This is a genomic window from Schlesneria sp. (genome assembly GCF_036405755.1).
GTDB lineage: Bacteria > Planctomycetota > Planctomycetia > Planctomycetales > Planctomycetaceae > Schlesneria > Schlesneria sphaerica.
The window spans coordinates 1-12,271 of the sequence record NZ_DASWWZ010000418.1 but is presented as its reverse complement, the minus strand read 5'-3'; the positions used below and the strand labels follow the sequence as shown (position 1 = coordinate 12,271).

The window sequence follows — 12,271 nt, the reverse complement described above, 5'->3', positions numbered from 1 at the left end:
AACACTGGCTACAGGTTTCAGGTCATTGATTCGCTTACCGCACCGCTGAGCCACTTGCTCAAGAATTCACTGCTAAAAACTGCACTCCACCCCCGCCAGTAAAACGACACCGATTTCACCTGATGATCACGGAATGTCGTCGGTTCACCGTCGAATATTCCCCTGGTCCGTCTGAATACGATTACTGAAGCCCGGCAATCAATGTCGCTGATCTTCAGCAGACGCAGGTGTCTTCCAGCCTTTGGAAACTTGCCACGATGAAAAATCTCCTTCGAATCGCCCACTGTTCGGTGTGGCTCGTTGCCCTTTCCGCTGCGAGTGCGGCAGGGGCCCCCACGCCCGAGCAATTGGATTTCTTTGAAAAGCGGGTTCGCCCACTTCTCGTCGAGCATTGCCTCGAATGCCATGGTTCTAAAAAGCAGGAAGCGGGGCTGCGGCTCGATACTCACGCGGGGTTCTTGAAAGGTACCGACGGCGGCCCCGTTTTTTCGGGGAACGCCGAAGGAAGTCGCTTGCTGAAGGTACTCGAGTATGCCGATGGCGATACGCAGATGCCTCCCAAAGGAAAACTGCCCGCCGAGCAAATTGCGGACTTCCAGCAGTGGCTGTCCATGGGAGCGCCGTGGCCCGCCGAGTCGGTGGTCGATGCCGCCGATCCAAAGGATCACTGGGCATTCAAGCCCGTCAAACGTCCCGCGATTCCTCATCTGACTTCGCTTTCCGGGAACCCGCATTCGGAAGCGGTGCCGGTGTCCCAGGTTCAAACCCCGGTAGATGCGTTCATCACCCAATCATTGGCTGAAAAGGACATCACGCTCGCGCCACCGGCGAGCCGTTATGAATTCATCCGCCGTGCGACGCTGGACTTGTGGGGTGTTCCGCCCACATTCGATCAGGTGCAGGAATTCCTGGCGGATCAGTCACCCGACGCGGCCGAACGGTTAATTGATCGTCTGCTGGCTTCGCCGTACTACGGGCAGCGTTGGGGCCGACACTGGCTCGACGTGGCTCGTTATGCCGACTCCAAGGGTTATGTTTTCACGGCAGAGCCCCGCTATCCCTATTCGTACACTTACCGCGACTACGTAGTCGAAGCGATGAATTCGGACCTTTCTTACGACAGGTTCGTGGTTGAGCAGATTGCGGCTGACCTGGTTGTCCTTAACGAGAAGGGCGAGCAGGGAATCGCCGAGTCACAAGATTCGCGTCTGGCGGCACTCGGGTTTCTGACCGTCGGCCGGCGGTATCTGAACAACCAGAACGACATTATCGACGATCGCATCGACGTTGTGACGCGAGGCCTGTTGGGGATGACCGTCGGCTGTGCGCGATGTCATGATCACAAGTTCGACCCGATCCCGACTGCGGACTATTACTCGCTGTACGGAGTTTTTGCTTCGACCACGGAACCCGAGGAGTTGCCTGTCATCGGTCTGCCAAAAGATCAGGCCGCCTATCGCCAGTTCCTTGCCGAATTGGAAAAGCGGCAAGCCGACGTGCTGGCCTATGAGAAAGAGAGCATTCCAAAACTGGCCGAAGAGATTCGTGTCGTTGCAGGTGATTCATTGCAGCAGATCGCCAAGGAGATCCCAGCCTGGAATCAGACTCCTGTCGCGTTCACGGGCGCTAACGAACCACGTCGACCCGTCGTGCAGCGCTGGAAAGACTTGCTCAATCGCAATGTCGCACAGCCACATCCGGCCCTGGTTCCCTGGTTTGTCCTTTCAAAAGTGGAGAAGCCCGAAGACTTTTCCGCTGCGGTAACGCAGATGGTGGAGTCATGGGCCAACGATGACGAAGCCGCACGGGTTAATCCTCTCGTCCGGCAAGCAATCGTCGCTCAGAAGCCAACGACGCTTTTGGAGCTTGCTCGTCTTTACGGCAACCTGTTTGATGATCTTCGCTCTCAGTGGACGGAATTGCAAAAAGCGACCCCCGAGGCCACTGGACTTGCCGACCCCAATGCGGAGCAAGTTCGACAGCTGCTTTATGGCGAGAAGTCTCCAGCAAATCTGACTCTCGACGAAGCCCGTCCCGCGTTCAGTCGCGATATTGTCGATCAGATCACGAATCTGAAGAGAAATGTTGATGCACTGAAGGTGACGTCGCCAGGGGCTCCCCCTCGCGCGATGATTGTCCGTGATGGGGCCTTGAATGATCCCGTGATTTTTGTGCGCGGTAACCCGGGACGGCGCGGCAAGCCGGTTCCACGGCAGTTCCTCGAGGTTGTTTCGATGCCCGAGCGCAAACCGTTTGCGCGAGGCAGTGGGCGCCTGGATCTGGCGGAAGCGATTGTTGATACACAAAACCCCCTGACAGCACGAGTCATGACGAACCGTGTCTGGCAGCACCACTTCGGGACGGGGATCGTCGCGACTCCGAGCGATTTCGGAACTCGCGGCCTCCCTCCTTCCCATCCTGAATTGCTCGACTGGTTGTCAGCGGAACTCAGCGGTCTCGACCATCCCGATTCGCCCATGAACTGGTCGCTGAAGAAGTTGCACCGGCTGATTATGGCCTCGTCCGTCTTTCAGCAGTCCGCTGCGGAAAATCCGGTTGCGCGTGGGGTCGATCCCGAGAACCGTTTGCTGTGGCGAATGCCGCGACAGCGACTGGACTTCGAATCCTTCCGCGATTCCCTGCTGGCCGTTTCTGGGAAACTTGATGATCGCATCGGGGGACAACCATTTGATGGTGTGATGAACCCAGCCACGACGCGACGGACGCTCTACACCTTGATTAACCGCAATGATTTGCCCGGGATTTTCCGAGCGTTCGACTTTGCGGACACTGATGCATCGGCATCGGATCGTCCTCAGACGACAGTGCCGCAACAGTCGTTGTTCGCGATGAATTCCCCGTTCATGCAGGAGCAATCAAGGCGGCTGGCGGCCGATTGTGTAGCGATGGCCAGCAATGATCCCGAGCGTCTTGAGCATCTGTATCAACGCGTTTTCGGACGTCAGCCAACAGTGGACGAACGGAGTGTCGCGCTGCAGTTCCTGGGCACGGCGGAGACGTCGGACAGCGAGAAACTTTCACCCTGGGACAGGCTGGCTCAGGTCCTGCTCATGACCAATGAGTTCATGTTCGTCGACTGAACCCCAATCAAACGCATCAGATCACTTCTTTCGATGCGTCGATTGATTGACTACTCCTAACCGACCCTTTCGGTTGAAACGGGTCGGTTAGGATGCTTTGAGGGTGTGAATGGTGACTCGATCGCGCCCGCCGCTTCGGGCCGGCATATCTGAGATCAGTCGGCGTAAGGTTCAGATTTCTCTTTGGCGGAATTACAGTCAGGTGAGCGAAACAGGGGGGCTTCTATTATCGCTCCGATCAATCGTCAAGCCGTTTCGGGATTGGGCTCACTCGCTGCATTTTTCCCATCAATTGAGTTGTGACATGCCTGTCGAACGGAACGACACCATTCGGTATTCTGACAGGCCAAATTGAAAGCGTGTCATCGACGAACATCGCAATTTCTGCGGTGCAGGCGGGAAGTTCCAACGGTTCCCTCAGAACGCATTTCGAAGGTGCCACGCTCGCCAGCTCGAATGTACGGTCACCGACGCGCAGTTCGAGTCTGACTCGCGCGGAGTACGTCGGTAGAGGTGCTGTAGATGACATGAACAATCACAACATGAAAAAGGCGGAACTCAATGCGCAACGATACCTTAAAACAAGAGGTCTAACAACGGAGAACGTGTTCGGGTTTGGCAAAGACGGATACGTCATGCAGACGTCCCGAGCGTCTGCCGTCAAAGCATTCTACTACGAAGCCCCATTCGAGTCCGAACTCGAAATCTACGAATATCTAAAACGTTGGGGCGTTTTCGAAGTTGCTGGATTTCACATCCCCGAGTTGATTGATTTTGACAGGAGTCAACAAGTGATCGAAATGTCAGTTGTCATGCCTCCGTATATTCTAGACTTCGTTGATGCGTTGATTGAACGCCCAATTGAACGGGACGAAGATCAAATTACCGCTCTGGCAGAAATTTTCGAGGACGACTGGCCCCGCGTAAAAATCGCAATCTGGCAGCTCGAAGAGCACGGTGTCTACCTGGGGGACGTCCATCCAAGGAATATTTGCTGTCGATAGGGGCGCTTTCGTTGATTCGACGATAGTTCAGAATGCCAATTAATCTGGCTCCGAGGAAATTAAAGGAAAATTCCCAAGACAAATCTCCAGTTCCTCAACCTTGATTCCGTAAATCCTGACTCGTCACAATGTGCCGTCGTTTCCTTTTTGACTTCGCACCAGATTTCATGCCAGCTTCGGATCGCGACTCACATCTTCGGCAGTCTCTTAAAGAGGATCCCTCTGAGCTGCTCTCCGCTGGGGCTGCTCCAGTCCGCCCTGAATTCAGGCGAAGATTCACTTGTTAATCTCAAATCGGCTTCAAATGAGTGATCCGTGTCCGCTGAATCGAACCCATACTTTCCATCGTTGAGTCACTCGTACAAATGATGTGGCTTCACGCTGAGAGAAAACAGTGATGGGATACCTCCTACTGCTCGTCGTAGTCTGTTTTATGCTCGGTGCAATCATATACGGCCCGTTTTACGTGAACCTTTGCCAGTGGGCGTTTCGTGGTAATCCTGGCGGGCGTTTCTCGCGCTGGCAGATTCTGGGGCAGTTCGTAACCGTTGGGTTACCAGGTCTATTGTGTCTTTGGATGCTTGGATACTGCCTTATCGATTTCGTGTATCGTCTTTTGAGATCGTAGATTATTTGCAAGTGCTCATCCGGCTGTTTGACAACAGATGGATGAATGGAGCCTCTACGTGTTCATGCCGAGTGCTCCTGCAAACGCTCACTCCGTGGGGATTTGACTGTGGCCAGACGGGTGGGCTTGGGCTTCGTCTAGTTGTGTTGAGCCGTGATTATGTCGTCGTGCTTGCAGAGAACGCTTGAAGTTCAGACAGCATGCCGCGTGAACGGCTGGTGATCTGGTCCATGCGTGTGCCGGAGGCGCTTGTCAACTCCCCCGTCTTCGCAGCCAGTTCCAATCGTTCGACCTCGTCGGCGAGCGAGTTGATTCCGAACATTCGCAGGCCGCTCTTCAGGGTATGTGCGGCTCGCTGAAACTGCTTCCACTCTCCCTCACTGCTGGATGATCGCATCGTCTGGAGCAGATGAGGGCCTTCCTCCAGAAATGCCTCGACGACTTGCCGCAGGAGATCCTCGTCGTGATTGACGGCCCGCCGTGCCAGATCCCAGTCGATGCGATCGCTGGCGGTGGTGTTGCTGGCTGCGGCTCCGACCAGCACTTGACCAGCCCCGATCCGCTCCAGTACCTGGAACAGTTGTTCGGCCCTGATCGGTTTCATCAGGTAGTCGTCCATACCTGATTCCAGGCACAACTCGCGGTCACCTTTCATCGCGTGGGCGGTCATTGCGACGATGGGGATATGTTCTCCGGTGAGCAGTTCCCTGCGCCGGATTTCCCGGGTCGCATCCAGCCCATCCAGTTCGGGCATCTGGACGTCCATCAGAACCAGATCGAAAGCACCCCGCTGAGAAAGTTCCACTGCTTCGCGGCCGTCGTTCGCAACCGTAACGCGATGTCCCCACTTCTCGAGCAATCCGATAGCCAGCTTCTGATTGATCAGGCTGTCTTCTGCCAGCAGGATCGACTTGGGGGCTCCCGATTTCCTCGCAGAAGATGCGGGGGTTTCTTGTGCTCCGCTTAAGGGCGACTGCCCGCCAACAGCCACAAGGATGGCATCGAGGAGTTCGGATTGCTTGATCGGTTTCACGAGGTAGGCTGCGACACCCAGTTCTTCACAGCGTCGCAGATCTCCCGGGCGATCCGCGGACGTCAGCATCATGACCATCGACCGGCACAGAACGCGATTTTCCTGGATCCGGCGAGCCAGCGTGAAGCCATCAACATCCGGCATGCTGGCATCTGTCAGAATCAGACCGTAGGGATTTCCCGCATCGGCCATTCTTTTCAGTTCATCGACAGCCTCTGCGACACTCGACACGGCCGTCGGTTTCATCGACCAGTTGTTGAGAATTTCGATCAGAATCCGGCGGTTTGTGGCGTTGTCGTCAACGACCAGTACAGGAAGTCCCTGCAGCATCGGAGGATAGATGGTTGAATTGCTGGCGAGAGCCTCGTCGGACGAGACGCCGAAACGGGCCAGAAAGTGAAACGTGCTTCCCTGATTCAGCGCACTATCAACCCAGACGCGCCCTTGCATCAGTTCTACCAGTCGCGACGAGATCGCCAGACCCAGTCCTGTGCCCCCGTAGCGTCGCGTCGTCGATGTGTCGGCCTGTTCGAAGGCTTCAAAGATCGTATGCAACTGATCGGCGGAAATGCCAATGCCGGTATCTGTCACACGAAAATGCAGGTACAAGTCGTGGTCGGTGCTGCTTTCCACATCGACGTGCAGGACCACTTCCCCTTTTTCGGTGAACTTGATGGCGTTGCCCACCAGGTTCATGACGATCTGCCGCAGACGGTGGGGATCTCCTTCGACGATTGCGGGAACCCCGGTCGCGACGTGGCAAGCAAGTTCCAGGTCCTTCCGGTGGGCGCGGAGCGCGAGGGATTTCGCGGTATCGCCCAGCAGTTCACGAAGGTCGAAGGGGACGCATTCGAGGCTGAGCTTGCCCGCTTCAATTTTGGAGAAGTCGAGGATGTCGTTGATGACCGAAAGAAGTGACTCGCCTGACTCCTGCACCAGAGCAAGGTACTCACGCTGGGTCACGTCGAGTTCCGTGTCTCGGACGAGTTCCGTCATGCCGATGATCGCGTTAAGCGGCGTGCGGATTTCGTGGCTCATATTGGCCAGGAAGTCACTCTTCGCACGGTTCGCCGATTCTGCCGCTTCCTTCGCCTTCAGGAGTTCGGCTTCGGCGAGGTGACGGGTTGTGATGTCGAGGGCAATTCCCAGGAAGCCAGAGACGTTGCCATCGGAGTCTCGCTTGGCTGTGACCGAGAGCGCGACTCGGATGTGGCTGCCATCCTTCCGAACGTACGTCCATTCCCGCTCGTCGTGCTCTCCACGTCGTGCATGTTCCACAAAGACGTCCATCCCCTGGATCGGCCGACCAAATTCGCGTGACATCTCGGCCGCACGGGCCTCGATTTCTGATCCCAGATGAAAGATCTCTGGTGTCTTGCCAAGCATCTCTTCCTTGGTGTATCCGAGCATCCGTTCGGCACCGGTATTGAAGAGATTGATTTTCCCGTCCAGATCTGACGAGATAATCGCCACCTGGGTCGCTGCATCCAGCACCGCTTGAAGTCGTGCCTGGGTCTGTACGAGTTCCCTTTCGGCGCATTCCTTTTCCGTCACGTCGGAAAAGATTCCCTGAATCCCGGCCAGATTCCCTGCAGCGTCGTAGACCGGGCTTTTGACCACGTGCGTATAACGCCGATCCCCGTTCGGCGTCTGGAACTCTTCGATGGTTTCGAGAGTACTCCGCTGTTCGAGCACTTTTCGGTCATCGGCACGGTATTTATCCGCCAGTTCACGCGGAAAAAAGTCGTAGTCGACATGTCCGATAATCGCTTCGGGCGGCCGATTGAAGGCTTCGCACAGCAATCGATTGGCGAAGGTGAACCGCCCGTTCAGATCCTTTCTGAGCATCGCCAAAGGCAGAGTCTCGACCAGAGACTGGTAGAAGACTTCCGACTCCATAAGAGCCTGTTCCACTTTGTGCCGATGCGAGAGTTCATTCTCGTAACGGTCCTGCAACCAGACGATGTCATTGCAGGCCGACTGCAGGGCTTTTACAAGACTTTCGCGAGGAAGTTCGGGATCAAAGTGGGGGATTGGCGTTGCAGGACGCGGGGGCGAATCCTCCGTCGCTGATGATTTCAACGGATTCGTGAACCTGCGGACTTCGGCAAGAATTTCGTCAGGAGTTCGCAGCCGTGAGATCATGCCCGCAACTCGCGCATGAAGGCAGGCGAGAATTGATTCACAGTTCCCGGGATCGATCAGAGCCAGAACCGGGCGAACCGGTTTTGAATCTGTCCTTGGAAGACTGTTGAGGATCTGCAGGTCGGAATCACCGATGATGAGAAGATCGGCCTCTTTCCACCGCGACGGCGCCTCTTCCGCGGGGACTGCCAGCACCTCGTAACCTGCTCGGTTCAGCACGAACTGGAGCGAATCACGGCGCCCTGAATCGCGTTCCACCACGATAAGTCGAGGCATCTCAACATCCTTCGGTCCGCACACCCCCGGCGGGACAGGGGACGCGCATTCAGGCAAAATTCCATTCAGAGTCTGGGAAGCTTGATTTCAAGGGAGGCAGGATACTCCTGAAACCTTTGGTTCAATCAGTTCACTCCACAAACTCTGGATTCAGGCTTTGTTCGAATCAGGACAGCAGGCGAATCTCTTTTTTCGGAAAACAGCGTCATTCATGGCGAGTCGAAATCGGTTTCGACCTGAAAATAAATCACAGGAAAAATGGGGAGGAATTGGCTCGAATCTTTCGAGGCCTCCTAACTATAGCGACATCCGCCGAGAGGTCGCCAATATAACTCATTCACTCCGTGAAAGTTCGGTTGAAAATCTCGCCTCTGGCGTGAAATGGGGACGAGAATTGCTCCGCGGGGAATATCCATTGACCCGGTCTGGTCACCCTCGAAAAATCGCGAGGCGACTGAGCAACTTTGCAATTTTGACAATCAGGGTACCTTCCATGTCACGACCAATTGATGATGTATCTGATCCGACACTGGAGCAGGATGATCGGTTTCCTTCCGGGGCATGGGAAGGGTATTACCTTGAGCCAGGATCGTCGAAGCGTTTCCAGATGGAACTTCATCTGGTCTTTCGCGACGGGACACTCCGGGGAGATGGACGTGATTCCGTCGGCGAGTTTCTCTTTAAAGGAACTTATGAGAAAGAGTCTGGTAAATGCTGGTGGACGAAACGGTACATTGGCGCGCATGATGTTGCGTATCAGGGGTACAACGAGGGGAGAGGAATCTGGGGCGTCTGGGAACTCAGCCTCGCCCACAAGGGAGGGTTCCATATCTGGCCCCGCGGTCAAGGAAGTGGCGAGGGGCAGGAAGTCTCAGAAGAAGCGGATCTTCCCGTGCTGATCGGGGCGGGGAACGAAGAACTCCGCAGCGAATCACTCAATCGATCGGAATCGGTGAATGACTGACGCCAGCGGGCAAAATCTCTCGCGTTCGGACGACGACCGAAGCCGGACGCGACGCAGATGGGATCTGTCTGCCGTGGTATCATCTTGATGCTGATATTTCACGCGGCAAACAATTTCAGTTTGTTGCAACCGGAACAGTGAGCATTCAAATCGGGGAACTGTTTTAGCAGAGACGATCGTCCGTGGTGTGGCTCCGTGACAGTAAGATTCTGCTTCAGGTTTCGCTGATGACTTGGGGAGAGTAGAATCCCCCAGAGAGTACCCGTTCTACCATTTTGACTCACTTTCCAAATCGCTACACAGACGGTGCCAGTATGGCCGAATCGCTCCGAGGTCGGTTTTTGATCGCCTCTAAACGACTGCGGGATGATAATTTTTATAAGACGGTCGTCTTGATGCTCGAACATGGCGAGCATGGTGCGATGGGTCTGGTCATCAATCGACCTCTTTCCGTCAAGGTCTCCGACGCTCTGTCCGGGCACTTTGATTTGCCGGAAATGGATGACGTCGTCTTTGGGGGAGGGCCTGTGGAACCTACGGCTCTTGTCATACTTCATGACGACGCCAGCTTTGAAGACACCGGGCCCGCGATCCTGCCGGGATTGTTCGTCGGCGGAAGCCCCGAAGCTTTTGAACGGGTCATCGGCGAAGCGGTCGCCAGTACGCCACCGTCTCACTCGTTCCGTGTCTTCTCGGGTTACTCTGGCTGGGGGCCCGGACAATTGGAAGGAGAGATCGAGCGGGGGGACTGGTTAACCTATCCCGGCAATCGGGAAATGGTATTTCACGAAGATCCCTATTCAGTCTACGAAACTCTTCTGCAGAAGTTCTACGAATCCAACCACCTGCTGCCTCATCGGGTCAAGGATCCCTCGGCAAACTAAGGTTTGCAGGACGGATTTCTATACAGGCAAAGGCCGAACCTACCTGTGGACGTTCGACAGTTACGACTCATCGAAGACCTGGCGGGAATCTTCCGAGGGGAGATTTTCTGTCATCCTCTTGCGCAGTCGATCTACGCCAGTGATGGAAGTTTGCATCAGGAAACGCCGCTCGGCGTGGCATTCCCGCATGACCGCGACGATGTCCAGACGCTGGTCCGTTACGCCGCCGAACAAAAGTTACCTCTCATCCCCCGCGGAGCAGGAACCAGCGTTGCAGGGGAGGCGTTAGGGGCGGGAATCATTGTCGATTTCTCTCGCCATATGCACGCGGTTGAGGAGGTGGGACAGCAGACTGTCCGTGTTCAGCCCGGTGTTGTGCTGAGTCGGCTCAACCATGTGCTGCGAGAGTCGGGGCGCTATTTTCCGCCAGACCCCGCCAACAGTGATACTACTACCATCGGAAGTATGCTCGCCCTGGATGCGGCAGGCTCTCACTCGATTCGCGTCGGGTCGACCCGCGACCATGTTAACAGTATCGAACTGGTGACGGCGAATGGCGTTCGATTTGAGGCGGGGAATGAACCCCTGCCGACTCATGAACGTTTCACAGAGGAGTCAAACGTCGATGAGGCAACGAAGTGGAAAAGTCATCTGCTCGAGCGGATTGAAGGATTGCTCGTCCGCAATGCGAAACTGATCCTGGAAAAGCAGCCGGAACGACAAGTCCGTAATCGAGCCGGCTATCTGCTGCGGGGCGTTCTGACAGATTCCGGGATTGTGCTGCCACGACTTCTGGTGGGCTCGGAGGGAACTCTGGGGCTCTTCACTGCCGCGACACTACGGACGTCTGCTCTTCCGGCCTGGCGTAGTGCGCTGCTGATCGGTTTCGAAACATTGGATTCGGCGATTCAGGCCGTGCAACCGATCGCTGTACTGCAGCCCAGTGCCTGTGACCTGATCGACCGCCGGCTGTTGTCCATGGCGCGCGATCTGGACGCGCGGTTTGCTTCCTTGATTCCGGCGAATGCCGAAGCCGCGTTGATCGTCGAGATGACGGGATTCAGCCACCCAGAAGCCGCGGGAGGGATTCGCGACGTTCAATTGGTCATCAAGGATTTGCCCGATCCCGGCCGGATGCTGTACGAGGCGACCACCTTCGATGAGGTCGAATTTCTGTGGTCGTTGCCGGGTGCGGTCATTCCGTTATTGAACCGGGCGCGGGGTGAGACGTCTCCGGTTCCGCTGGTGGAGGATATAGCAGTTCCCCCCGAGATGTTGCTCGAGTTCATCGCGCGATCCAGACGGATCTGGCAGAAGCATGAGTTGACGGCGTCGCTGTACGCCCATGCGGCCGTGGGGCAGGTCCACATGCGACCGTTCCTCAGGTCGCCTCTCGATCCGTTGCTGCTCGAAGATCTTGCGCGGGATCTCTATCACGCGGCGATTTCCGTTGGCGGATCGATTAGTGGCGAGCACGGACTGGGTTACTCTCGGACTGCGTTCCTGCCGTCGCAGTACGGTGAACTCTATCGGGTCTTCCAGCAACTTAAGTCGCTTTTCGATCCGGATCGATTGCTGAATCCCGATAAGATCCTGAGTGACGATCCGCATCTTACGGTCAATCATCTTCGCCCGGAGATCAAGCCAACGTCTACTCCGATTGAGCTCCAGTTGAACTGGAGTGCGGGAGAACTCGGGGCAACGGTGACCGCCTGTCACGGTTGCGGGGGATGTCGGACGCAGGAACCCAATTCACGGATGTGTCCCTTCTTCCGTCGCGAGACATCCGAGGCACGGACTCCTCGCGCCAAGGCGAACGCCTTGCGGGCCATCGTCGATGGACGACTTGCCGCACACGAACTCGCTTCGAGTGACATGCGTCGCTTGTCCGACTTCTGTTTCAACTGTAAGCAGTGTGAACTGGAATGTCCTACGGAAGTCAATATTCCGCACCTGATGCTCGAAGCTAAAGCCCAGTACGTGGCGGCGAACGGTCCGCGGATGTCAGAATGGTTTCTGTCGCGGGTCCATGGATGGAGCGAGTCACTCTGCCGGATGGCGTGGTTCATCAATCCATTAATTGCCAACCGGACTGTGCGGTGGCTGTTGGAGCGTGGTCTGGGGGTAGCTCGTCAGAGGAAGTTACCGGCATTTGCTCATAAGACATTTCTGAGCAGCGCACCACGTGAGTGGCTGGCACCTCCCGTGTCATTGCGAGATCCCATTCCGGTCGTGT

Annotated in this window: 6 protein-coding genes; 5 read left to right on the top strand and 1 reads right to left on the bottom strand. The window is 56.0% G+C overall.

Annotated features, from left to right (window positions below):
• Positions 1–257: 257 nt before the first annotated feature.
• Both VGE80_RS14335 and VGE80_RS14330 read left to right on the top strand, forming a co-directional pair.
• Entirely contained in the window at positions 258–3,101 is a 2,844-nt protein-coding gene (locus tag VGE80_RS14335) for a PSD1 and planctomycete cytochrome C domain-containing protein (protein ID WP_440593143.1), read from the top strand.
• Between the two features lie 635 nt (positions 3,102–3,736).
• The gene (locus tag VGE80_RS14330; protein WP_397568846.1) at positions 3,737–4,105 is read left to right on the top strand and encodes a hypothetical protein; all 369 of its coding nucleotides are present in this window, start codon (positions 3,737–3,739) and stop codon (positions 4,103–4,105) included.
• A gap of 785 nt (positions 4,106–4,890) precedes the next feature.
• On the opposite strand, the gene VGE80_RS14325 is transcribed toward VGE80_RS14330, so the two are convergent.
• Positions 4,891–8,187, bottom strand: coding sequence for a response regulator (locus VGE80_RS14325; RefSeq protein WP_440593142.1), 3,297 nt, complete (start codon positions 8,185–8,187; stop codon positions 4,891–4,893).
• Positions 8,188–8,680: 493 nt separating this feature from the next.
• Here VGE80_RS14325 and VGE80_RS14320 point away from each other — a divergent pair, with 493 nt between their 5' ends.
• The 3 genes from VGE80_RS14320 to VGE80_RS14310 all read left to right on the top strand — a co-directional run.
• Complete coding sequence (locus VGE80_RS14320) at positions 8,681–9,151, top strand: hypothetical protein (RefSeq protein ID WP_440593141.1); 471 nt, start codon at positions 8,681–8,683, stop codon at positions 9,149–9,151.
• A 314-nt stretch (positions 9,152–9,465) separates the two neighbouring features.
• On the top strand, positions 9,466–10,035 hold the full coding sequence (locus VGE80_RS14315) for a YqgE/AlgH family protein (RefSeq protein ID WP_373653553.1): 570 nt from the start codon (positions 9,466–9,468) through the stop codon (positions 10,033–10,035).
• 45 nt (positions 10,036–10,080) lie between these two features.
• Positions 10,081–12,271, top strand: a 2,191-nt coding sequence (locus VGE80_RS14310; protein ID WP_440593140.1) for an FAD-linked oxidase C-terminal domain-containing protein, incomplete at its 3' end; no start/stop codon positions are given.